Source organism: Bradyrhizobium sp. T-12 (genome assembly GCF_058314695.1).
Genome location: NZ_CM177756.1, coordinates 4,552,935 through 4,575,810 on the forward strand (window position 1 = coordinate 4,552,935; position 22,876 = coordinate 4,575,810).

At 63.3% G+C, this 22,876-nt stretch carries 30 protein-coding genes; all 30 read right to left on the minus strand.

Annotated elements, in window-relative coordinates:
* Positions 1-42 precede the first annotated feature (42 nt).
* Positions 43-954: an adenylate kinase gene (locus AC0WRY_RS21620; RefSeq protein ID WP_194402785.1), complete on the minus strand. Its 912-nt coding sequence runs from the start codon at positions 952-954 to the stop codon at positions 43-45.
* Positions 951-2,162: a preprotein translocase subunit SecY gene (locus tag AC0WRY_RS21625; protein WP_194402786.1), complete on the minus strand. Its 1,212-nt coding sequence runs from the start codon at positions 2,160-2,162 to the stop codon at positions 951-953. Before AC0WRY_RS21625 ends, AC0WRY_RS21620 begins: the two co-directional genes overlap by 4 nt.
* A 12-nt stretch (positions 2,163-2,174) precedes the next feature.
* A complete protein-coding gene (secY, locus tag AC0WRY_RS21630; protein WP_100176995.1) occupies positions 2,175-3,506 on the minus strand; it encodes a preprotein translocase subunit SecY in 1,332 nt (443 codons plus the stop codon).
* 231 nt (positions 3,507-3,737) lie between these two features.
* Positions 3,738-4,223: a 50S ribosomal protein L15 gene (gene rplO / locus AC0WRY_RS21635; protein WP_194402787.1), complete on the minus strand. Its 486-nt coding sequence runs from the start codon at positions 4,221-4,223 to the stop codon at positions 3,738-3,740.
* Between the two features lie 75 nt (positions 4,224-4,298).
* Entirely contained in the window at positions 4,299-4,493 is a 195-nt protein-coding gene (gene rpmD / locus AC0WRY_RS21640) for a 50S ribosomal protein L30 (protein WP_011088137.1), read from the minus strand.
* A gap of 23 nt (positions 4,494-4,516) precedes the next feature.
* A complete protein-coding gene (gene rpsE, locus AC0WRY_RS21645; protein WP_025036985.1) occupies positions 4,517-5,110 on the minus strand; it encodes a 30S ribosomal protein S5 in 594 nt (197 codons plus the stop codon).
* A gap of 47 nt (positions 5,111-5,157) precedes the next feature.
* Positions 5,158-5,520: a 50S ribosomal protein L18 gene (gene rplR, locus AC0WRY_RS21650; RefSeq protein ID WP_007603036.1), complete on the minus strand. Its 363-nt coding sequence runs from the start codon at positions 5,518-5,520 to the stop codon at positions 5,158-5,160.
* 11 nt (positions 5,521-5,531) lie between these two features.
* On the minus strand, positions 5,532-6,065 hold the full coding sequence (gene rplF, locus AC0WRY_RS21655) for a 50S ribosomal protein L6 (RefSeq protein WP_027549201.1): 534 nt from the start codon (positions 6,063-6,065) through the stop codon (positions 5,532-5,534).
* A gap of 16 nt (positions 6,066-6,081) precedes the next feature.
* The gene (gene rpsH, locus AC0WRY_RS21660; RefSeq protein WP_194402788.1) at positions 6,082-6,480 is read right to left on the minus strand and encodes a 30S ribosomal protein S8; all 399 of its coding nucleotides are present in this window, start codon (positions 6,478-6,480) and stop codon (positions 6,082-6,084) included.
* Positions 6,481-6,494: 14 nt separating this feature from the next.
* A complete protein-coding gene (rpsN, locus tag AC0WRY_RS21665; protein WP_194402789.1) occupies positions 6,495-6,800 on the minus strand; it encodes a 30S ribosomal protein S14 in 306 nt (101 codons plus the stop codon).
* A gap of 46 nt (positions 6,801-6,846) precedes the next feature.
* Positions 6,847-7,404 carry a 50S ribosomal protein L5 gene (gene rplE, locus AC0WRY_RS21670; RefSeq protein WP_018322267.1) on the minus strand — a complete coding sequence of 186 codons (558 nt, stop codon included), beginning with the start codon at positions 7,402-7,404 and terminating at the stop codon, positions 6,847-6,849.
* The gene (rplX, locus tag AC0WRY_RS21675; RefSeq protein WP_007603031.1) at positions 7,397-7,711 is read right to left on the minus strand and encodes a 50S ribosomal protein L24; all 315 of its coding nucleotides are present in this window, start codon (positions 7,709-7,711) and stop codon (positions 7,397-7,399) included. Before rplX ends, rplE begins: the two co-directional genes overlap by 8 nt.
* Positions 7,711-8,079 carry a 50S ribosomal protein L14 gene (rplN, locus tag AC0WRY_RS21680; RefSeq protein ID WP_007603030.1) on the minus strand — a complete coding sequence of 123 codons (369 nt, stop codon included), beginning with the start codon at positions 8,077-8,079 and terminating at the stop codon, positions 7,711-7,713. The genes rplX and rplN overlap by 1 nt, the downstream gene beginning before the upstream one ends.
* 83 nt (positions 8,080-8,162) lie before the next feature.
* A complete protein-coding gene (gene rpsQ / locus AC0WRY_RS21685; protein WP_097658742.1) occupies positions 8,163-8,411 on the minus strand; it encodes a 30S ribosomal protein S17 in 249 nt (82 codons plus the stop codon).
* Between the two features lie 13 nt (positions 8,412-8,424).
* Complete coding sequence (rpmC, locus tag AC0WRY_RS21690) at positions 8,425-8,631, minus strand: 50S ribosomal protein L29 (RefSeq protein ID WP_011088144.1); 207 nt, start codon at positions 8,629-8,631, stop codon at positions 8,425-8,427.
* 5 nt (positions 8,632-8,636) lie between these two features.
* Positions 8,637-9,050 carry a 50S ribosomal protein L16 gene (rplP, locus tag AC0WRY_RS21695; RefSeq protein ID WP_008136349.1) on the minus strand — a complete coding sequence of 138 codons (414 nt, stop codon included), beginning with the start codon at positions 9,048-9,050 and terminating at the stop codon, positions 8,637-8,639.
* Between the two features lie 30 nt (positions 9,051-9,080).
* Positions 9,081-9,806 carry a 30S ribosomal protein S3 gene (gene rpsC, locus AC0WRY_RS21700; RefSeq protein WP_092294149.1) on the minus strand — a complete coding sequence of 242 codons (726 nt, stop codon included), beginning with the start codon at positions 9,804-9,806 and terminating at the stop codon, positions 9,081-9,083.
* A 17-nt stretch (positions 9,807-9,823) separates the two neighbouring features.
* The gene (gene rplV, locus AC0WRY_RS21705) at positions 9,824-10,210 is read right to left on the minus strand and encodes a 50S ribosomal protein L22 (protein ID WP_008136353.1); all 387 of its coding nucleotides are present in this window, start codon (positions 10,208-10,210) and stop codon (positions 9,824-9,826) included.
* A gap of 10 nt (positions 10,211-10,220) precedes the next feature.
* On the minus strand, positions 10,221-10,499 hold the full coding sequence (rpsS, locus tag AC0WRY_RS21710; protein WP_008136357.1) for a 30S ribosomal protein S19: 279 nt from the start codon (positions 10,497-10,499) through the stop codon (positions 10,221-10,223).
* A 12-nt stretch (positions 10,500-10,511) separates the two neighbouring features.
* Entirely contained in the window at positions 10,512-11,345 is an 834-nt protein-coding gene (gene rplB / locus AC0WRY_RS21715; protein ID WP_194402790.1) for a 50S ribosomal protein L2, read from the minus strand.
* Positions 11,346-11,357: 12 nt separating this feature from the next.
* The gene (locus tag AC0WRY_RS21720) at positions 11,358-11,660 is read right to left on the minus strand and encodes a 50S ribosomal protein L23 (RefSeq protein ID WP_194402791.1); all 303 of its coding nucleotides are present in this window, start codon (positions 11,658-11,660) and stop codon (positions 11,358-11,360) included.
* Positions 11,657-12,277, minus strand: coding sequence for a 50S ribosomal protein L4 (rplD, locus tag AC0WRY_RS21725; RefSeq protein ID WP_020508797.1), 621 nt, complete (start codon positions 12,275-12,277; stop codon positions 11,657-11,659). Before rplD ends, AC0WRY_RS21720 begins: the two co-directional genes overlap by 4 nt.
* Before the next feature lies 1 nt (position 12,278).
* Complete coding sequence (gene rplC / locus AC0WRY_RS21730; protein ID WP_194402792.1) at positions 12,279-12,995, minus strand: 50S ribosomal protein L3; 717 nt, start codon at positions 12,993-12,995, stop codon at positions 12,279-12,281.
* 52 nt (positions 12,996-13,047) lie between these two features.
* The gene (rpsJ, locus tag AC0WRY_RS21735; RefSeq protein ID WP_002712302.1) at positions 13,048-13,356 is read right to left on the minus strand and encodes a 30S ribosomal protein S10; all 309 of its coding nucleotides are present in this window, start codon (positions 13,354-13,356) and stop codon (positions 13,048-13,050) included.
* A gap of 83 nt (positions 13,357-13,439) precedes the next feature.
* A complete protein-coding gene (gene tuf / locus AC0WRY_RS21740) occupies positions 13,440-14,630 on the minus strand; it encodes an elongation factor Tu (protein ID WP_194402793.1) in 1,191 nt (396 codons plus the stop codon).
* 40 nt (positions 14,631-14,670) lie between these two features.
* Positions 14,671-16,743: an elongation factor G gene (gene fusA / locus AC0WRY_RS21745; RefSeq protein WP_018322261.1), complete on the minus strand. Its 2,073-nt coding sequence runs from the start codon at positions 16,741-16,743 to the stop codon at positions 14,671-14,673.
* Positions 16,744-16,773: 30 nt separating this feature from the next.
* Positions 16,774-17,244 (minus strand): 30S ribosomal protein S7, encoded by a 471-nt coding sequence (rpsG, locus tag AC0WRY_RS21750; protein ID WP_008136420.1) that lies wholly within the window; start codon positions 17,242-17,244, stop codon positions 16,774-16,776.
* Between the two features lie 15 nt (positions 17,245-17,259).
* The gene (gene rpsL, locus AC0WRY_RS21755; protein ID WP_007603006.1) at positions 17,260-17,631 is read right to left on the minus strand and encodes a 30S ribosomal protein S12; all 372 of its coding nucleotides are present in this window, start codon (positions 17,629-17,631) and stop codon (positions 17,260-17,262) included.
* Positions 17,632-18,513: 882 nt separating this feature from the next.
* Positions 18,514-20,538, minus strand: a complete 2,025-nt coding sequence (locus AC0WRY_RS21760; RefSeq protein WP_491120855.1) for an ABC transporter ATP-binding protein — start codon at positions 20,536-20,538, stop codon at positions 18,514-18,516.
* A 131-nt stretch (positions 20,539-20,669) separates the two neighbouring features.
* On the minus strand, positions 20,670-22,730 hold the full coding sequence (locus AC0WRY_RS21765) for an FAD-dependent oxidoreductase (RefSeq protein ID WP_194402795.1): 2,061 nt from the start codon (positions 22,728-22,730) through the stop codon (positions 20,670-20,672).
* Positions 22,731-22,876 lie beyond the last annotated feature (146 nt).

Below are 22,876 nucleotides of genomic sequence, written 5' to 3' on the forward strand. Positions count from 1 at the left end.
CGGGGCTTATTAGGGGATTCCAGGGGCTTTCGTCAACCGCTGCTAGCGCTTGGCTCGCTTTTTCGTGACCTTTTTTGCAGCCTTCCTGGCACCCTTTTTGACGGCCTTCTTGGCGGTCTTTTTGGCGGCCTTTTTGGCTGCTCTCCTACCGGCTTTCTTGCCGACCTTCTTGACGGCTTTCTTGACAGTCTTCTTGGCTGTCTTCGGGCCCTTTACCGCCTTGGCGGCCTTTTTCGCCGATTTGGCGGGCTTTTTGGCCGTTTTCGCCGGCTTTTTGGCGGCCTTTGGGGTCGCTGCCTTGGCCGCCCTCGCCTTCTTGGCCGGCGCCGCCTTGGCTACGCTCTTGGCGCGGGTCGCGGGCTCGACCGTCCCTAGAGCCTGTAGCTGGCGGTCAATGGCGCGGGTGACCTCGTCGATGGCCATCATACCGTCGATGGTCGAGAGCTTCCGCCGCTCGGAATAGTAGTGAATCAGCGGTTCCGTCTGGCTGCGGTAGCTGGCCAGCCGCTTGGTCAGGACCTCCGGGGTGTCATCGAGTCGGACTTCCTCCCCGCGCTCCCGCATCTGGGCGACGCGGGTCTCGACGCGGTTCAGAAGCGCGCTTTCGTTGACGCGAAGCTCGATCACGGCGTCGAGCTTGAGGCGCTTGTTCCTCAGCAACTCGTCCAGAGCTTCGGCCTGCGGCACGGTGCGCGGGAAGCCGTCGAGGATGAAGCCGTTCCGGGCGTCCGGCTGGTCGATCCGGTCGGAGATGATTCCGACCACGACCTCGTCGGGCACGAGGCCGCCGCTGGCCATGATCTCCTTGGCCTTCAGGCCGACCGGCGTTCCGGCCGCAACCGCGGCACGCAGCATCTCGCCGGTCGAGAGCTGGACGATGCCATAACGCTGCACCAAGAGCTGCGCCTGGGTCCCCTTGCCCGACCCCGGCGGTCCCAGAAGTATAATTCTCATCGGCGTACGCCCCCCGGATTGGTGAGCGATACGTCGCGCACCTGTGTTTTGATATCAAGAGCAGTGCAAACCACTACCACCGCCGCACCACCATTGACGACCATACTATAAGGCAGTCCGATCCCGTAAAGCTCGAACACCTCCGGAATCAACTGCAACGCAGTCAGGTAGACGGCTCCGACGACCGTCGTCAATGACACGACGCGATCGAGATGGGCAGCGGTCACCTCGCCGGGCGCGACCCCGGGAATGATACCGTCACGCTGCGCCAGAGATTTCGCCGTGTACTCGGGATCGACGACATAGGCCGTGTAGATGAAGGCGAGCGCGAACACGGCGATCGACACCAGAATCATGTGCACCGGCTGGCCCAGCTGAAGATGCTGATACGCCGCCGCGACCAGCGGATGATCACTGCCCAGAACGACGCCGGCAAAGGCAAGCGGCAGAAAGAAGATCCAGGGCGCCACGGTGGCCGGAAGCAAGAACCCGGCGCTGTTGAGCTTGATCGACAGCGTCGCATCCCGTCCCGGCAGTTGCCGCGTGCCGACGTTGCGTGCGGCGAACCGGACCTGGATATTTCGCCGCGCACCTTCGACGAGCACGATCACGACAACGGCCGCGACCCAGAACACCGCATGGCCGAGGACGAGGCTACCCGAGATCATGCCCTGCCGGAAAGCATCCATGATGCCGGCGATGTTTTGCGGAATCGCGACCAGAAAGCCGGCGCTCAGGATCAGCGCCAGGCCGTTCCCGATGCCGTGGCGTGTGATCTGCTCGCTGAGCCAGACCAGCACGAAGACGCCGCCGACCAACGAGGCCGAGGCCGTCATCACGAACCAGCCGTCGGGATTCCTGACGAGGCCCGGGATCGACGTGAGCGTCGAGGCGAAGCCGTACGCTTGAAAGGCTGTAAGTCCGAGCGTCAGGCCAAGCGTGGCACGCGCAATCTTGCGCCGTCCGCGCTCGCCTGATCGCTCGGGGGAATTCAGGCGACGCCACACCACGGACAGCAGCCGGATCAGGATTGCTGCCGTCAGGTAAGGAATGAGGCCCAGCGCAAAGATCGAAAGCCGGGAGACGAGATCCAGCGTCGGCGAGACGTCGAAGACATCAACCCCGGGAATCGGGATCTGCGTGCCCAGCCTGAAAACGAGAAGCGCGCCGATCGTGATAGCGATGCGGCGCGCGAGCTCGATGGTCATTTGCGGGCGGGCTTACCTGCGGCGGCCGCGCAGCTTCGACTTGCGGATCAGGCCTTCATACTGGTGCGCCAACAGATAGCCCTGCACCTGTGCCACCGTATCCATGGTGACGCTGACGACGATCAGCAGCGAGGTGCCGCCGAAGTAGAACGGCACCGAGGCGTAGGAGATCAGGATCTCCGGGATCAAGCAGACGATCGCGAGATAAATCGCGCCCAGCACGGTGATGCGCGAGAGCACGTAGTCGATATATTCCGCGGTGCGCTCGCCGGGACGGATGCCCGGAATGAAGCCGCCATGCTTCTTCAGATTGTCCGCGGTCTCGGTCGGGTTGAACACGATCGCGGTGTAGAAGAAGGCGAAGAACACGATCAGCGCCAGATACATGATCAGGAACAGCGGACGGCCGTGGCCGAGCTGGGTGGTGATCCACTGGAACCATTCCGGCCCACTGCCCGCATTGAAATTCGCGACCGTGGTCGGCAGCAGCAGCAGCGAGGACGCGAAGATCGGCGGGATCACGCCGGAGGTGTTGAGCTTGAGCGGCAGATGCGAGGACTGGCCCTCGAACATCTTGTTGCCGACCTGGCGCTTCGGATACTGGATCAGGAGCCGGCGCTGGGCACGCTCCATGAACACGATGAAGGCGATCACGGCGACCGCCATGACGATGACGACCAGGATCAGGCCGGTCGACATCGCGCCCTGACGGCCGAGCTCGAGCATGTTGGCGAGCGCCGCGGGCAGCTCGGCGACGATACCGGCGAGAATGATCAGCGAGATACCGTTGCCGATGCCGCGCGAGGTGATCTGCTCGCCCAGCCACATCAGGAACATGGTGCCGCCGGTCAGCGTGATCGCGGTGGACAGGCGGAAGAACATGCCGGGGTCGCTGACGACGTTGCCGGCGCCCTCGAGGCCGACCGCGATGCCATAGGACTGGAACGCGGCCAGGATCACGGTGAGATAGCGGGTGTACTGGTTCAGCAGCTTGCGGCCGGACTCGCCTTCCTTCTTCAGCGCCTCGAGCTGCGGCGAGACGGTGGTGAGGAGCTGGATGATGATCGAGGCCGAGATATACGGCATGATGTTCAGCGCGAAGATCGCCATGCGGTGGATGCCGCCGCCGGCGAACATGTTGAACATGCCGAGGATGCCGCCTGCCTGGGAGCGGAACACCTGCTCCCAGATATTGGGATCGATGCCGGGCAGCGGGATGTAGGTCCCGAGCCGATAAACGAGCAGCGCACCCAGTGTAAACCAGATGCGCTTCTTCAGTTCGTCAGCCTTGGCAAACGCACCGAAATTGAGATTGGCTGCCAGTTGTTCCGCTGCAGAGGCCATCTTGGACTTTCTCCCGCCGCCTATTGCGCCGTCATGCCCGCGGCCGGGCTACTAAAGCGCGATGATATCGCGCTTTAGGCTATCGTTTGAGCATGATCTTTCCGGAAAACCGCGTCACACTTTTCCGGATCATGCTCTCGCGGACGCCGGACATTATCTGGGGCTCGGCTTCGATAAGTCCACGTCCCGCATGCGTAAAGGCCCGCGAGCCGCGGGCCAATGACGCAGTTGTTACGCCGCCTCGCCTTCTTCCTTGGCAGGGGCGAGGATCTTCACCGAGCCGCCGGCCTTCTCGACCGCTTCGATCGCGGTCTTGGTGGCGCCGTGCACTTCGATGTTGAGCTTGGACTTGAGCTCGCCACGGCCGAGCAGCCGCAGGCCGGCCTTGGCGCGGCGCAGCACGCCGCCCTTCACCAGGGCCTCGACGTTCACGACGCTGCCGGCGTCGATCTTCTTGGCATCGACCGCTTCCTGGAGCCGGTCGAGATTGATCTCGGCGAACTCGACGCGGAAGATGTTGTTGAAGCCGCGCTTGGGCAGGCGGCGATGCATCGGCATCTGGCCGCCTTCGAAACCCTTGATGCGCACGCCCGAACGCGCGGTCTGGCCCTTGCCGCCGCGGCCGGACTGCTTGCCCTTGCCCGAACCGATGCCGCGGCCGACGCGCATACGCTTCTTGCGCGAGCCGGCGTTGTCGGCGATATCGCTGAGCTTCATCGCCCTTCTCCTTGTTTCTTGCGCCTGATCTTCGCCGAGAACGGGTAGCCCGCTCTCGGGATCACGCGCCTTTGCTTACTTCTCGTCGACGATGCGGACGAGATGGTGAACCTTCTCGATCATGCCGCGGACCGCCGGGGTATCCGGCAGTTCGCTGGTGCGGCCGATCTTGTTGAGCTTGAGCCCGATCAGCGTCGAGCGCTGCGAGTGATGGCGGCGGATCGCGCTGCCGGTCTGCTCGAGCTTGATCGTCTTTGCGGCCTTGGCCATGGGAGTCTGCTCCAAAGCTGTCGTTAGTCGGCAGCCGCCTCGGCATCGCCACCGATACGGCGCGACTGCAGAGTGGACACCTTGATGTTGCGGCGGGCTGCGACCGAACGCGGCGAATCCTGATGCTTCAGCGCGTCGAAGGTTGCGCGAACCATGTTGTAGGGGTTCGACGAGCCGATCGACTTGGCCACCACGTCTTGGACGCCGAGCGTCTCGAACACGGCGCGCATCGGACCGCCGGCGATGATGCCGGTACCGGCCGGAGCTGCACGCAGGTAGACACGGCCCGCGCCATGACGGCCGGCGATGTCGTGATGCAGCGTGCGGCCCTCGCGCAGCGACACGCGGGTCAGGTTGCGCTTGGCGGACTCGGTGGCCTTGCGGATCGCCTCCGGCACTTCGCGCGCCTTGCCGTGACCGAAGCCGGCGCGGCCCTTCTGGTCGCCGATCACGACCAGCGCTGCGAAACCGAAGCGCTTGCCGCCCTTGACGACCTTGGCCACGCGGTTGATGTGGACGAGCTTGTCGACGAACTCGCTGTCGCGCTCCTCGCGCTCCCTGCGTTCACGTCCGCCGCCGCGTTGATCGCGTCCACCACGCTGTTCGCGTTCTGCCATGGTTTTTCCAATCCTTCAGAGGCTTACGCCTCAATCCTCAAATTCCGTTAGAAGCTCAGCCCGCTCTCACGCGCGGCGTCGGCGAGAGCCTTGACGCGCCCGTGATAGAGATAGCTGCCGCGATCGAACACGACTTCCTTGACGCCCTTCTCGGCGGCCCGCTCGGCCAGCAGCTTGCCGACCGCCTTCGCCGCATCGATGTCGGCGCCGGTCTTGCCGCCGTCGCGCATCGACTTCTCGAGCGACGAGGCAGAGGCCAGCGTCTCACCCTTCAGGTCGTCGATGACCTGGGCGTAGATGTGCTTCGACGAGCGGAATACCGACAGACGCGGACGGCCACCACCGGAGCGGCGCAGCTTCAGCCGCACACTCCGCTTGCGCCGGGCATTCGTAACCTTGGCTTTGGACATGACCGGCTCCGTTACTTCTTCTTGCCTTCCTTGCGGAAGATGAATTCGCCAACATACTTCACGCCCTTGCCCTTGTAGGGCTCCGGCGGGCGATAGCTGCGGATCTCGGCCGCGACCTGGCCGACGCGCTGGATGTCGCTGCCCGTCACCGTGATCTCGGTCGGCTTCGGCACCGTGATCGTGATCCCTTCCGGGATCGCATAGACCACGTCGTGGCTGTAACCGAGCGCGAGCTGCAGGTTCTTGCCCTGCATCGCGGCGCGGTAACCGACACCGGTGATCTCGAGCTTCTTCTCGAAGCCCTTGGTGACGCCTTCGACCAGATTCGCGACCTGGGCGCGAGCGGTGCCGTACAGCGCCCGCGCGCGATTGGTCTCGACCCGCGGGTTCACCTTTACCTGGCCGTTCTCGAGCTTCACCTCGACGTCGTCATGGACGACGAACTGAAGCTGGCCCTTCGGGCCCTTCATCTTGACGGTCTGCCCATCGACGGTCGCGGTCACACCCGACGGAACCGCCACAGGCCTTTTGCCAACACGTGACATGGATCAAAAATCCTTCTCAGAACACCGTGAAGAGGACTTCACCGCCCACATTCGCGTCGCGCGCGCTGTGGTCGGCCATGATCCCCTTCGGCGTCGACAACACCGAAATGCCGAGCCCATTGTTGACCCGCGGCAGGTTCTTCACCGAGGCGTACACGCGACGCCCGGGCTTGGAGACACGTTCGATCTCGCGGATGACGGGCTCGCCGTCGAAATACTTCAGCTCGATCTCGATCTCGCTGCGGCCCGAGGAATGCTCGAGCGTGGCGTAGCCGCGGATGTAGCCCTCGGTCTTGAGGACCTCGAGAACGTTCTCGCGCATCTTCGAGCCGGGCGTGGAGACCTTGGTCTTCGCGCGCATCTGCGCGTTGCGGATACGGGTGATCAGATCGCTGATTGGATCGTGCGTAGACATCTAAACGACCCTCCTTACCAGCTGGACTTCACGAGGCCCGGGACCATGCCCTTGGAGCCAAGTTCGCGCAGCGCGATACGGGACAACTTGTTCTTGCGGTAGTTCGAGCGCGGGCGGCCCGACAGCTCGCAACGCAGGCGGACGCGGGTCGCCGACGAGTTGCGCGGCATTTCGGCCAGCTTCAACGTCGCAGCGAAACGCTCCTCCATCGGCAGCTTCTTGTCGGCGATGATCGCCTTCAACCGCTCGCGCTTGGCGGCGGCGTTCTTCACCATCCGCTTGCGCCGGTTGTTCTTCTCGACTGAACTCTTCTTTGCCATGCTTGGCTCCTGGGTATCCGCGTTTGAGAGGCTCTAGGTCAGCGTCTCACTGCCGGAACGGGAAATTGAAAGCGGTCAACAAGGCCCTCGCCTCTTCGTCGGTCTTGGCCGTGGTGCAGACGGTGATGTCCATGCCGCGGGCTTCCGTGACCTTGTCGAAGTCGATCTCGGGGAAAATGATGTGCTCCTTGATGCCGAGCGAGTAGTTGCCGCGGCCGTCGAAGCTCTTCGGGTTCAGGCCGCGGAAGTCGCGGACGCGCGGCAGCGCGACCGTCACCAGGCGATCGATGAACTCGTACATGTGGGCCTTGCGCAGCGTGACCTTGCAGCCGATCGGCTGGTTCTCACGCAGCTTGAAGGTCGCGATCGCGATCCGCGAATAGGTCACGATCGCCTTCTGGCCGGCGATCTGGGTCAGCTCGGCAGCGGCGGTCTCGGCCTTCTTGCGGTCATTGACGCTGTCGCCAACGCCCATGTTCAGCACGACCTTGTCCAGGCGCGGAACCTGCATGACGTTCTCATAACCGAACTTCTCGGTCATGGCCGTGCGGATCTTCGCGTCGTATTCCGCGCGCAGGCGCGGCGTGTAAGCGGCCTCAGCCATCGATCTCAGCTCCCGAGCTCTTGGCGATGCGGACCTTCTTGCCGTCCGCCAGAATCTTGAATCCGACGCGGGTCGGCTTTCCGTCCTTGCCGACATACGCGATGTTGGACAGTTGGATCGGCGACTCCTTCGAGATGATGCCGCCCTCCTGGGCTTGCGTCTGCTTCTGGTGACGCTTGACCATGTTGATGCCGCGCACCAGCGCCGTACCGGCGTCGGGACGCACTTCGAACACTTCGCCGGTGCGGCCCTTGTCGCGACCGGTCAGCACGACGACCTTGTCGCCCTTGCGGATCTTCGCAGCCATCACAGCACCTCCGGCGCGAGCGAGATGATCTTCATGTGGTTCTTGGCGCGCAGCTCGCGCGGCACGGGCCCGAAGATACGGGTGCCGACCGGCTCGGACTGGTTGTTGATCAGAACGGCGGCGTTGCGGTCGAAGCGGATGACCGAACCGTCGGCGCGACGGATGTCCTTGCGGACGCGCACCACGACGGCCTTCATCACGTCGCCCTTCTTCACCTTGCCACGCGGAATTGCTTCCTTGATCGAGACGACGATGATGTCGCCGATCGTGGCGTAGCGGCGCTTGGAGCCCCCGAGCACCTTGATACACATGACACGGCGTGCGCCAGAATTGTCGGCCACGTCGAGGTTGGTCTGCATCTGAATCATTGATGCACCTCGTCCTCTTCTATTTGCGCCAGCCCAGCCGGCGCTCAACATTTCCCTGAAGTCAGTCGGCTAAAGCCAACAGATCAGGCGCTTTTCTTGTGTTCGCCCCGGATCACGACCCAGCGCTTCAACTTCGAAATCGGCTTCGATTCCTCGATCCACACCATGTCGCCCGGCTTGAACTGGTTGCTCTCGTCGTGCGCGTGGTAGTTCTTCGAACGGCGGATCGTCTTCTTGTAGATCGGGTGCGTGAAGCGGCGATCAACGCGCACCACGATGGTCTTGGCTTGCTTGTCGCTGACGACCACGCCCTGCAAAGTACGTTTCGGCATCTTCGTAAGCCTCTTACTTCTTCTTCGCGCGCGTCTGCGCGGCGACGGTCTTGATCCGGGCGATGTCACGGCGGGCCTCGCGCAGCCGCGAGGTGTTCTCGAGCTGCCCGGTGGCACGCTGGAAGCGCAGGTTGAAGCGCTCCTTCTTCAGGTTCAGGATGGCGTCATCCTGCTGGTCGGGGCTCATCGCGCGGATGTCTTCGATCTTCATCTGGGCCATGGCCATTACTCCGCAATGCGCTCTACGAAGCGCGTCTTGATCGGCAGCTTGGCGGCCGCCAGGGTCAGCGCCTCACGCGCCGTCTGGGTGTTGACGCCGTCGATCTCGAACAGCACCCGGCCCGGCTTGACGCGCGCGACCCACAATTCCGGCGAACCCTTGCCGGAGCCCATGCGGACTTCGGCCGGCTTCTTCGACACCGGAACGTCGGGGAACACGCGGATCCAGACGCGGCCGGCGCGCTTCATGTGGCGGGTCAGCGCGCGGCGAGCGGCTTCGATCTGACGCGCGGTGACGCGCTCAGGCTCGGTCGCCTTCAGGCCGAACTGGCCGAACGCCAACGTCGCGCCCGAAGACGCGACGCCGTGGATGCGGCCCTTATGCGCCTTCCGGAACTTCGTTTTCTTAGGTTGCATCATGGCTTTGAGCCCTCAAATTCCTGTGCGGCTTCAGGCTGCAGCCGTATCGCGGCGCTGACGGCCACCACGATCGCTGCTACCACCCGTCTCGCCTTCGGCCATTCTCTTGTCCTGGGCCATCGGATCGTGCTCCAGGATCTCGCCCTTGAAGATCCAGACCTTGACGCCGCAGGTGCCGAAGGTCGTGAACGCGGTCGCAACGCCGTAGTCGATGTCAGCGCGCAGGGTGTGCAGCGGCACGCGACCTTCGCGGTACCACTCCATGCGAGCGATTTCCGCACCGCCCAGACGACCCGAGCAGTTGATGCGGATGCCTTCCGCGCCGAGACGCATCGCCGACTGCACGGCGCGCTTCATGGCGCGGCGGAACGCCACGCGGCGCTCCAGCTGCTGTGCGATCGACTCGGCCACCAGCGTCGCGTCGAGCTCCGGCTTGCGGATCTCGACGATGTTGATGACGACGTCGGACGAGGTGATGTCCGCAACCTTCTTGCGAAGCTTGTCGATGTCGGCGCCCTTCTTGCCGATCACCACGCCCGGACGGGCCGAGTGGATGGTGACGCGGCACTTCTTGTGCGGACGCTCGATCACGATGCGGGCGACGGCCGCCTGCTTGAGCTCCTTGTGCAGGATCTCACGGATCTTGACGTCCTCGTGCAGCAGCTTGCCGTATTCCTGCTTGCCGGCGAACCAGCGGGAATCCCAGGTACGGTTGATGCCAAGGCGCAGACCGATCGGATTGATCTTTTGACCCATCGTGTTCTCCTGCGCCCTTAAGCGGCGGCTTCAGCTTCGACCTGACGAACGATGATCGTCAGCTGCGAAAATGGTTTGTAGACCCGGCCCGAACGGCCGCGGCCGCGAGCGGCGAAGCGCTTCATCACGAGGCCGTTGCCGACGAAGGCCTGCGCCACGACGAGATCGTCGACGTCGAGGTCGTGGTTGTTCTCGGCGTTGGCGATAGCCGATTCCAGGCACTTCTTCACGTCGACCGCGATCCGCTTGCGCGAAAACTGCAGGTCGGCGAGCGCAGCAGCCGCCTTCCGGCCGCGAATGAGCTGGGCGACCAGGTTGAGCTTCTGCGGGCTCACCCGCAGCATCCGGGCGACCGCCTTGGCCTCGTTCTCGGCGAGGCTCCGTTCGCGCTTAGGTTTGCTCATCGTTTAATCCTCAAGCCTTCTTGGCTTTCTTGTCGCCGGAGTGGCCATGGAAGGTCCGGGTCGGCGAGAACTCGCCGAACTTGTGACCCACCATTTCCTCGTTGACGGCGACCGGTACGTGCTTCTGACCGTTGTAGACGCCGAAGGTCAGGCCGACGAACTGCGGCAGGATCGTCGAGCGACGGCTCCAGATCTTGATGACGTCGTGACGGCCGGACGCGCGCGCGGCATCTGCCTTCTTGAGCAGAGAACCCTCGACGAACGGGCCTTTCCAGACTGAACGAACCATGTCCGGCGTTCCTTACTTCTTCCGCTTGTGGCGGCTTAGGAGAATGAATTTGTTGGTCGACTTGTTGGTGCGGGTCTTCTTGCCCTTGGTCGGCTTGCCCCACGGAGTGACCGGGTGGCGACCGCCCGAGGTACGACCTTCACCACCGCCGTGCGGATGGTCGATCGGGTTCATCGCGACGCCGCGGTTGTGCGGCTTGCGGCCCATCCAGCGCTTGCGGCCGGCCTTGCCGATCGAGGTGTTCATGTGATCCGGGTTCGACACCGCGCCGATGGTGCCGCGGCAACGGCCGTGCACCAGGCGCTGCTCGCCCGAATTCAGGCGGATGATCACGTAGTCCTGGTCGCGGCCGACGAGCTGGGCATAGGTGCCCGCGGAACGGGCGAGCTGGCCGCCCTTCCCGATCTTGACCTCGATATTGTGGATGATCGTGCCGACCGGCATGTTGCCGAGCGGCATGACGTTGCCCGGCTTCACGTCGACGTAATTGCCGGCGACGATCGTGTCACCCACGGCCAGGCGCTGCGGCGCCAGGATGTAGGCCTGCTCGCCGTCCTGATACTTGATCAGCGCGATGAAGCCGGTGCGGTTCGGATCGTATTCCAGCCGTTCGACGGTCGCGGGAACGTCGATCTTCTCACGCTTGAAATCGACGGTACGCAGCGTCCGCTTGTGACCGCCGCCGCGGAAGCGCACGGTGATGCGACCGGTGTTGTTGCGGCCGCCCGAGGAGTGCTTGCCCTCGGTGAGCGCCTTCACCGGCTTGCCCTTGTACAGGGCCGAACGATCGACCATGACCAGCTGGCGCTGGCCCGGCGTCGTGGGATTGAATGTCTTCAGTGCCATCGTCGTACGACCTTACAGACCGGTGGTGACGTCGATCCGGTGGCCCTCTTCGAGGGTCACGATCGCGCGCTTGGTGTTCGACTGCGAGCCGAGATTGCCGCGGAAGATCTTGGTCTTGCCCTTGCGGACCAGCGTGTTGACGCTCTTGACCTTGACGTCGAACAGCTTCTCGATCGCTTCCTTGATCTGCGGCTTGGTGGCCTTGGCGGCCACCTTGAACAGCACCTTGTTGTGCTCGGAAGCGATCGTCGCCTTTTCGGTCACGACCGGCGACACGATCACGTCGTAGTGGCGAGCCTCGATGTTCTTCGTCATTTGAAGCGCGCCTCCAGCGCATCGATGGCGGCCTTGGTCAGAACGAGCTTCTGACGGCGCAGGATGTCGTAGACGTTGATGCCCTGGATCGGCAGCACGTCCATGTTCGGGATGTTGCGGGCCGCAGCGGCAAAGCCGTTGTTGAGCTCGGCACCGTCGATGATCAGCGCGTTGGTGAGCCCCAGGCCCGAGAAGTGGCCGAGCAGCGCCTTGGTCTTGGCGGCTTCCAGCGCGGCCTTCTCTATCACGACGAGATCGCCGTCCTTGGCCTTCGCCGAGAGCGCATGCTTGAGCGCCAGCGCGCGGACCTTCTTCGGCAGGTCGGTGGCGTGCGAACGCACCACCGGACCGAAGGCACGACCGCCGCCGCGGAACTGCGGCACGCGGGCCGAGCCGTGACGAGCACCGCCGGTGCCCTTCTGCTTGTACATCTTCTTGCCGGTGCGCCAGATCTCGGCGCGGCCCTTGGCCTTGTGCGTGCCGGCCTGGCGCTTGTTGAGCTGCCACTGCACGCAACGTGCAATGATGTCCTGGCGCGGCTCGAGGCCGAAAATGGTGTCGGACAGCTGGACCGAGCCGGCTTCCTTACCTTCGAGGGTGGTGACCTTCAATTCCATCTCACGCACCCTCCTGCTGGGCCGCAGCCTCGGCTTCGCCACCCGTAACCTTGAACTTGCCGGGCTTCGGAGCTTCCTTCGGCAGCGGCTTCTTGACGGCGTCGCGCACGCGAATCCAGCCGCCCTTGGAGCCGGGAACGGCGCCTTCGACGAGGATCAGGCCGCGCTCGACATCGAGCTGAACGACGCGAAGGTTGAGCGTGGTGATGCGGTCGACACCCATGTGGCCGGGCATCTTCTTGTTCTTCCAGGTCTTGCCGGGGTCCTGACGACCACCGGTCGAACCGATCGAGCGGTGCGAGACCGAGACGCCGTGGGTGGCGCGCAGACCGCCGAAGTTCCAGCGCTTCATGCCGCCGGCGAAGCCCTTACCGACCGAGGTGCCGGTGACGTCGACGAACTGGCCGACGACGAAATGATCGGCCTGGATTTCGGCGCCGACCGGGATCATCGCATCCGCGGTAACGCGGAATTCCTCGACGCGGCGCTTCGGCTCGACCTTGGCGACCGCGAACTGGCCGCGCTCAGCCTTCGGCATGTAAACGGTCTTGCGGGCGCCAGAACCGAGCTGGAGCGCGACGTAACCGTTCTTCTCTTCGGTGCGGTGGCCTACGACCTGGCAATTGCCGAGCTTCAGCACGGTCACGGGGATATGTTCGCCGGCCTCCGTGAAGACCCGCGTCATCCCGACCTTTTGTGCGATCACTCCGGAGCGCATCGGCTTGCTTCCTGTTCTTTCTGTCCGCTTGCGCGAACGGGATCCAAAAATCTTAGAGCTTGATCTCGACGTCGACACCGGCGGCCAGGTCGAGCTTCATCAAAGCATCGACGGTCTGCGGGGTCGGATCGACGATGTCGAGCAGGCGCTTGTGAGTGCGCATCTCGAACTGCTCGCGGCTCTTCTTGTCGACGTGGGGCGAACGGTTGACGGTGAACTTCTCGATGCGGGTGGGCAGCGGAATGGGTCCGCGGACCTGCGCGCCGGTGCGCTTCGCCGTGTTCACGATCTCGCGGGTCGACGTATCGAGGATACGATGGTCGAACGCCTTGAGACGGATACGAATATTTTGGCCGTTCATTGCCGTGCTTTCTCTAGTGAGTGGCGAGTAGCGAGTAGCGAATAGAATTCCCTATTCGCCACTCACCATTCCCTATTCGCTTGTTACTCGATGATCGAGGCGACGACGCCGGCGCCGACGGTGCGGCCGCCTTCGCGGATCGCGAAGCGGAGTTTCTCTTCCATCGCGATCGGCACGATCAGGTGCACTTCCATCGCGATGTTGTCGCCCGGCATCACCATTTCGGTGCCTTCCGGCAGATGCACGACACCGGTCACGTCGGTGGTGCGGAAGTAGAACTGCGGACGGTAGTTGGTGAAGAACGGGGTGTGGCGACCGCCCTCTTCCTTGGTGAGGATGTAAGCCTCAGCCTTGAACTTGGTGTGCGGCTTGACCGAACCCGGCTTGCACAGCACCTGGCCGCGCTCGACGTCTTCACGCTTGGTGCCGCGAAGCAGCGCACCGATGTTGTCGCCGGCCTGGCCCTGATCGAGCAGCTTGCGGAACATTTCGACGCCGGTGACCGTGGTCTTCTGCGTGGCGCGCAGACCGACGATCTCGATTTCCTCGCCGACCTTGACGATGCCGCGCTCGACACGGCCGGTCACAACAGTGCCGCGGCCCGAGATCGAGAACACGTCTTCAACCGGCATCAGGAACGGCTGGTCGATCGGACGCTCCGGCTGCGGGATGTACTCGTCGACGTTCTTCATCAGCTCGAGAATGGCGTCGTGGCCGAGCTTCTTGTCGGAATCTTCGAGAGCGGCGAGCGCCGAACCCTTGATGATCGGGATCTTGTCGCCCGGAAAGTCGTACTTCGAGAGCAGCTCGCGGACTTCGAGCTCGACGAGCTCGAGCAGCTCCGGATCGTCGACCATGTCGCACTTGTTGAGGAACACGACGAGCGCGGGCACGCCGACCTGGCGGGCGAGCAGGATGTGCTCGCGGGTCTGCGGCATCGGGCCGTCAGCGGCCGACACGACCAGGATCGCACCGTCCATCTGGGCGGCGCCGGTGATCATGTTCTTCACGTAGTCGGCGTGGCCGGGGCAGTCGACGTGGGCGTAGTGGCGGTTCGGCGTCTCGTACTCGACGTGCGCGGTCGAGATGGTGATGCCGCGCGCCTTCTCTTCCGGCGCCTTGTCGATCTGGTCGTACGCGGTGAACGTCGCACCGCCGGCTTCGGCGAGGATCTTGGTGATCGCCGCGGTCAGCGACGTCTTGCCATGGTCGACGTGACCGATGGTGCCGATGTTGCAGTGCGGCTTGTTACGTTCAAACTTTGCTTTGGCCATTTGACTCTCCGTTCAATCGTCAGCTCTAGACCGACGACAATCAGGCAAACTTCTTCTGGACTTCTGCCGACACGTTGGCCGGCGCTTCTGCGTAGTGGTCGAACTGCATGGTGAAGGTTGCGCGACCCTGGCTCATCGAGCGCAGGTTATTCACGTAACCGAACATGTTCATGAGCGGCACCATCGCGTTGATGACGTTGGCGTTGCCGCGCATGTCCTGACCCTGGATCTGACCGCGCCGGGAATTCAGGTCGCCGATGACCGAGCCGGTATAGTCTTCCGGGGTCACCACTTCGACCTTCATGATCGGCTCGAGCAGGACGGACTTGCCCTTCTGCAGCGCTTCGCGGAAAGCCGCGCGCGATGCGATTTCGAAGGCGAGCGCCGACGAGTCGACGTCGTGATACTTGCCGTCGACGAGCTGAACCTTGACGTCGACGACGGGGAAGCCCGCCACGACACCAGAGCTCATCACGCTGTTGAGGCCCTTTTCGACGCCGGGGATGTATTCCTTCGGAACCGCACCGCCGACGATCTTGGACTCGAACTCGTAGCCCTTGCCGGGCTCGTTCGGCTCGACCACGATCGACACTTCCGCGAACTGACCGGTACCGCCGGTCTGCTTCTTGTGGGTGTACTTGACCTCGGCCTTCTTGGTGACGCGCTCACGGAACGCAACCTGCGGCGCGCCGATGTTGGCGTCGACCTTGTAGGTACGCTTGAGGATGTCGACCTTGATGTCGAGATGGAGTTCGCCCATGCCCTTGAGGATGGTCTGGCCGGACTCCTGGTCGGTCGACACGCGGAAGGACGGATCCTCCGCGGCGAGCTTGGCCAGCGCCACGCCCAGCTTTTCCTGGTCGGCCTTGGACTTCGGCTCGATCGCGATCTCGATGACCGGCTCGGGGAATTCCATCTTCTCCAGGATGACCTGCTTGTCGGGATCGCACAGAGTGTCACCGGTGCGCGCTTCCTTCAGGCCGGCCAGCGCGACGATGTCGCCGGCATAGGCTTCCTTGATGTCTTCGCGGTTGTTCGCATGCATCAACAGCATGCGCCCGATGCGCTCCTTCTTCTCGCGGGTCGAGTTCACGACGCCGGTGCCGCTCTGCAGAACGCCGGAGTAGATGCGGCAGAAGGTGATGGTGCCGACGAACGGGTCGTCCATGATCTTGAACGCGAGCAGCGCGAGCGGCTCCTTGTCGTCCGCCTTGCGCACGACCTCGTTGCCGCGGTCGTCGGTGCCCTTGATCGCGGGCACGTCGATCGGCGACGGCAGATAGTCGACGACGGCGTCGAGCAGCGGCTGAACGCCCTTGTTCTTGAAGGCCGAGCCGCACAGCACGGGATAGAACGCACCGGTCAGAACCGCCTTGCGGATCAGCCGCTTCAGCGTCTCTTCGTCCGGCTCCTTGCCGTCGAGATAGGCGGCCATGGCGTCGTCGTCGAGCTCGACGGCGGCTTCCACCATCTTCTCGCGGTATTCCTTGGCTTGCTCGACGAGATCCTCGGGAATGTCGACATAGTCGAACTTCGCGCCGAGCGATTCATCGTTCCAGATGATGCCCTGCATCTTCACGAGGTCGACGAGACCCTTGAAGTTGTTCTCGGCACCGATCGGAAGCTGGATCGCGATCGGCTTGGCACCGAGGCGGTCGACGATGTCGGCCAGGCACTTGAAGAAGTCGGCGCCGGTCTTGTCCATCTTGTTGGCGAAGACGATGCGCGGAACCTTGTACTTGTCGCCCTGGCGCCAGACGGTCTCGGTCTGGGGCTCGACGCCCTGGTTGGAGTCGAGCACGCAGACGGCGCCGTCGAGCACGCGCAGCGAACGCTCGACTTCGATGGTGAAGTCGACGTGGCCGGGGGTGTCGATGATGTTCAGGCGCTTGCCGGCCCAGAACGCGGTGGTCGCAGCCGAGGTGATCGTGATGCCACGCTCCTGCTCCTGCTCCATCCAGTCCATCGTCGCGGCACCTTCGTGCACTTCGCCGATCTTGTGGCTCTTGCCGGTGTAATAGAGGATGCGCTCGGTCGTCGTCGTCTTGCCGGCATCGATATGCGCCATGATACCGAAGTTGCGGTAATTCTCTATGGCATGAACGCGGGGCATAGGCTGTTCCTCAGATTCCGTGTGTCGCCGTTACCAGCGATAGTGCGAGAAGGCGCGGTTGGCTTCCGCCATCCGGTGCACGTCTTCACGCTTCTTGACGGCGTTGCCGCGGTTGTTCGAGGCGTCCAGCAGTTCGGCCGAGAGCCGCTCGGTCATGGTCTTCTCGTTGCGCTCGCGCGCAGCCGAGATCAGCCAGCGGATGCCCAGCGCCTGCCGGCGGGTCGAACGAACCTCGACCGGGACCTGGTAGGTCGCGCCGCCGACGCGGCGGGAGCGAACCTCAATCGTCGGCATAACGTTCTCGAGCGCCTGCTCGAACACGCCGAGCGGGTTCTGCTTGGTCTTGCTTTCGATGATACCGAACGCACCATAGACGATGCCTTCGGCGACCGACTTCTTGCCGGCGTACATCACCGAGTTCATGAACTTCGTGACGATGATGTTCCCGAACTTCGGATCGGGAAGGACTTCGCGCTTTTCCGCTGAGTGGCGACGAGACATGGACCTGGTTCCCGCTTACTTCGGACGCTTCGCGCCGTACTTCGAACGACGCTGCTTACGGTTCTTGACGCCCTGGGTATCCAGAACGCCGCGGAGGATGTGGTAGCGCACGCCGGGCAAGTCCTTGACGCGGCCGCCGCGGATCATGACCACCGAGTGCTCCTGGAGGTTATGGCCCTCGCCGGGGATGTAGCCGATCACCTCGAAGCCGTTGGTCAGGCGCACCTTGGCGACCTTACGAAGCGCCGAGTTCGGCTTCTTCGGGGTCGTGGTGTAGACGCGGGTGCAAACACCACGCTTCTGCGGCGACTGCTGCAGCGCCGGCACCTTCTTGCGCGACTTCTGCACTTCACGCGGTTGAGCGATCAGCTGGTTGATCGTCGGCATCCTGGCCTTACCCTTTGTTCTGTCGCGAACCCTTTTCGGATCCGCTGTCTTGCCGCAGCCCGTTGCCGGGACTGCAAATTCTTTCGAGCTACCCGCCCGACGAGGTCGCCTTCCGCGGAACAATCCGCACAAAGCGAAATTGCGCCAACCGCCCCATCAACGGGCGGAAAGCGCTTCGACGCCACAGAGGACCGCAGTATTGAGGCCGATCAGCATAAAGCCGCGGCCCGCGCACTGAGGTCATGCATCCGAATTCGATCTCAAGAGAATAAGCTCAAGAGAACTAGAATCGCACTGGCATTGCCTAGCTATGATCGACAGCGTTTGAGCGGCATTCGTCGAGGTTGGTGCCCGTCTCGCGACCCTTGTGGATCTAGTCCTTGCGGCTCTAGTCTTTGGGGGTCTGACGGGTGGCCCGTTCCGACGCTGGCGATGCTCACCGCCTGTCGTTAAGTGAGGCGCTTTCTATAAGTGGGAATCGGTCAAGTCAAGGCGAAACGACAGTCACAACGCGCTCAGGAGCCTGTCAAAATCGCTGTTTGCCGCCCTCGCCGCCTCACCCGGATATGGGTGCACAGCCGGCATTTCGCCAGCCCGCCGAACATTTATACCCGGAATTAAAGTAATTTTATAACGACCGGAACGGGTTTTTCGAGCCTCGCAAGCGTTAAGGGGCGTTAATCTCTCTTTCCTTCGACAGCCATCGTCCCAGGACGTCACTGAGATCGGAGGAAGATCGCCCGGGCAACAACGTCTGTGATGTCCGGCCCGACCGATTTCACACGAGAGCGATCCGGCCGAATTTTCGAATCGAAGAACTGATCGTCGCCTGAGGATCGAGCGAACACCCATGGCCGACTCACAGAATCGGTCCGGCTCCGATCACTCCTCCTCCTCCTCATCCTTGTCCTCGTCTTCCTCGAGGTCGTCTTCATCGTCATCGTCTCTGCCATCGTCGGCGGGGACGGCGCCATGCGGCTGGTGGATTTGGTCGTTCCACAGCTTGCGATAGGTCCCGTTCTTGGCGAGCAGCTGGGCATGCGAGCCCCGCTCGATCGCCCTGCCCCCGGAAATCACGATGATCTCATCCATCTCGACCACCGATGTCAGCCGGTGGGTCGACCAGATCATGGTGCGGCCCTTGGCGACCTTGAGCAGCGTGCGGTTGATCGCAGCTTCCGTGGTCTGGTCCAGTGCCGAGGTGGCTTCGTCCAGCAGCAGCACCGAGGGATTGCGGATGATCGCGCGCGCGATCGCGATGCGCTGGCGCTGGCCGCCCGACAGGGTGTCGCCGCGTTCGCCGACCGGCGTCTCATAGCGCTGCGGCAGGCTCATGATGTAGCGGTGGATCTCGGCCTTCTTGGCGGCCTCCTCCACCTCCTCGTCGCTCGCGCCCTCCTTGCCGAGCCGGATGTTCTCGCGGATCGACATGTTGAACAGCATGTTCTCCTGGAACACCACCGCCATGCTCCGGCGCAGCGAATCCAGCGTCACCCTGCGGACGTCGACGCCGTCGATGGTGACGCGCCCCTCGTCAGGCACGTAGAGCCGCAGGATCAGGTTGAGCAACGTGCTCTTGCCGGAGCCGCTCGGGCCGACGATCGCGATGCGCTTGCCCGCGTCGAGCCTGAGACTGAGATTGTCCAGCACCGGCGTCTGACTGCCCTCGTACTGGAAGGTGACGTGGTCGAAGGTGATGTCGTTGGTGATGCGGGGCAGATCTGGCGCGCCGGGACGGTCGGCGCCGCGGGTCGGCTCGTCCAGCAGCTCCTGGATGTGGCGGATCGCTGCGGCCGAGGAGATCGACACCGGGATGAAATGCATCACATGGGCGATGTTGTAGGAGACCTCCCAGAACGCGCTCTCGAAGGTCACGAAGGTGCCGATGGTGATCTGGCCCTTGGTCGCCAGATACGCGCCGATCGCGAGCACCACGAGGTGCAGCAACAGCACCGAGATGGTCACCGTCCGCTCCACCATGGTCGACAGGAATGCGGCGGAGGCGATCTTGTCGCGGGTCGCGTCGTTGCGGAAGGTGAAGAAGTTGAACATCTTGCGCTGCAGGCTGAACGCCTTGATCACGGCCTGCGCCGCCACGTTCTCCTGCACCATGCCGAGCAGCGCGCTCTCGTTGAGCTTCTGCTCGTAATTGGCTTGCACCGCCTTGGGGGTGAGAATGCGCGGGCCGATCAGCGTGATCGGGAACACGAGCAGCGCAATCACCGCGAGCTGCCAGTTCAGGAACACCATCAGGATGATGCCCGCGATCAATTCCAGGAACGGCAGCGCGGCGCTGTTGGCGAAGGTCTTCACCGAGCCTTCGAACGCCGAGAGGTCGACCGAGAAGCGCGACAGGATCTCGCCGCGCTTGGTGCGGCCGAAATAGGCCGCCGGCAGGTCCTGGACATGCTCGAACAGGCGCTTGCGGACGTCCGAGATGATGCAGGCCGCCAGCCGCGCGTCCCAGCGCTCGTACCAGACTGCGACGACCGAGGTGAAGATGCCGGCGACGGCGAGCACGCCGAGGATCTTGTACAGCGCCTGGAAGTCCTCCTCGCCGAGCGCGTCGTCGATCAGGAACTTGAGGCTGAGCGGCATGATCACGTTGAACAGCGTCTCGACGAAGACGCCGAACGCCACGAACGACAGCATCCGCTTGTAGTTCGTCAGATGGGGCTTGACGAACCCGACGATGGTCGCGAGCGCGCCGGCGGCCTCGCGGGCGGTAAAGACGACGAGATCCTCGTCCTCATCGTCGTCGTCGAGTTCCAGTTCGTCATCCGCCTCGTCTTCGTCGTTCTCGTCGTCTTCGAGGTCCGGCTTGGCGGCGGCGAGCTTGTCGTCGAGCTCGGCCGCCTCTTCCGCGGCGAGCTTCTGTTTGTCGGGCGGGAGGGGCTTGGACGCCATGAAACCAATCGATGCTGACGGCCGGCATGACCGCAGAGAAGCAGGACATAGCGGAGAGCGCTATCGTGCCGATTCTATGCGATCAGGATGAATTCGGCAAAACAATTGGCGAATGCGACGCGCGTCCGCGGCTAGTCTTCGTCCTCGTCCTCGACCTTGTCGAAGAAGGAATAGCGCAAGCTGTCCGCGTCGGCGTACCACTGCCCCGGCCCCTTGTTGGCGGCGAGCGTCGCCTCCCAGAGCGCATCGGTGCAATCCTTGCGGTGCATCGAGAGGTCGAACCCGTTGCCGAAGAACAGTTCGGACCACTCCCACCAGGTGCCGAGCTTCTTGACCCCGCGCAGCAGGTCGTAGCGGTCGATCAGAGCCGGCGCCATGTCCGAGGTGATCGAGCCGAACACGAGGCCGGACTTGACCACGCGGTTGAGCTCGCGGATCGCGCGGACCACCTGCTTCGGCGAAACGTGGCACAAGCTGGTCTCGAACACGAAGTCGAACGCGCCGTCCTTGAACGGCATGTCGGTGATCGAGCCGAGCTTGTTGTACTTCTTCAGCGCCTTCGGCGTCTTGGCGTGGATGGCACGGTTGTTTTCGATACCGTAGGCATCGATGCCGCGTTCGCGCAGCGCGCCGACCAGCTCTCCGCTGGCGGAGCCCGCGACGAGCAGCTTGGCGCCCTTGGTCTTGCCCCAGACGATGCCGAGCAGCCTGGTGAGATAATCGGGGTCGGTAAAGTGGCGCCATGCCTCCTGATAGGGACCGAGGCCGCGATAGTTTTCGAAATAATCGCGATCGATCTTGTTGGAGAGCGGCTTGTCCTCCTGCGCGCGTTCCCGGCGCAGGCGCATCATCTCGGTCAGGATGATGTCGGTCGCCGCGTCCGAGGAATCGAGCAGGCCGTTCAGCGTCGAGTCGAACAGATAGTCGCCGACCACCACGATGCCGGGATGCTCCTTCGGCTCCGGCCGGTGGTTGGTCATGACGTCGCGCACCGGCAGGCCGCCCGGTATGGCGTTCACCGACGACAGCCAGCGATGGATCTTGCCTTCCACGAAATGCGAACGCGCATCGCCGAGCGCAGCCGGCAGCGACTTCAGCGCGGCGTCGATCAGCTCCTGGTCCGACAGATTGGCGAAAGCCAGCGCGTCGGAGCCGGGAATCAGCCAGTTCAGCACGCCGTGCTTGCCGACGTCGTGGCGCGCGCCCTCGTTGTAGACGCAGCAGCCGCCGAACGCTTCCGACATGAACCAGGCGCCGGGAATCTTCTCGCCCCAGAACGGGGTGTCGAACAGGATCGAGACGCGCAGGTAATGTGCAGGACGGTCGAAATAGGAGACGTGCTTGACCATCGACTTGCGCAGCTGCTCGCCTTCCCACCCCATGGTGGCGAGCCAGGAATGCGGCAGGCAGACCAGCACCAGATCGAAGTCGCGGGTCTCCGGTCCCTTGCCGTTCATCATCTTGAGCTGGTAGCGGCCGGTCGGCGCCTTGCCCACGGTGAGCACGCGATGATTGAGCTGGATGTCGGCGTTGACCTCCGACTGCAGGCACTCGATCAGCTGCTCATTGCCGTTCTGGATGGAATACAGGCCGATATAGCCGTCGACATCCATCAGATAGTTCTTGAGCGCGTTGAGGCCGTTGGTGTTGTGGCTCTCGGTCGCGATGTCGGAGCGCGCCATCACCTTGAAGAAGCGCTTGGCCGTTTCGTCCTCGACCTCCTCGTCGAGCACCTGCTCGGCGGTCTTGTAGGCCCAGGGGTTCTCGTTGTCGTGCGCGCCGACGCCCTCGTAATATTCGATCGGCGACATCACCTCGCTGCAACGCTTGCGGAAGGCCTCGATCGCGGCCGCGGTCTTGGCGCCGTATCGGCGGCGCATGCCGGGCACGTCGTTCAGCAGCTCGCCGCCGAGATGCACCTGCTCGGCGTCCATCGGAATGGTCTGCAGCCCGAAATGCTGGATCAGCTCGCGCAGCGGGTCCGGGCCCGTCATCGAGTAATCATAGATCTCGGCCACGCCGGCCTCATACATCGCGGGCGCGGAATCGAACTTGCGCGTGACGACCTTGCCGCCGAGCCGGTCGGAGGCCTCGTAGATGGTGACGCGGCAGAGATCGCCAAGCTTGCGCTTCAGATACCAGGCGCTCATCAGCCCGCCGGGGCCGCCGCCTACGATTGCCAGATCAAGCATGCGAGTTCCGTGGTCTCCGGCCCTGCCCCCGTCACGGGATCCACCGGTCTAAACTCCCCTAGCAGAAGCGCTTTTGCGCCTGAAGGAAAGATGAACAAAGGTTGATCGTGCATCGCAGCAAGCAAAGAAAGCAGCAAAAAGGCCGG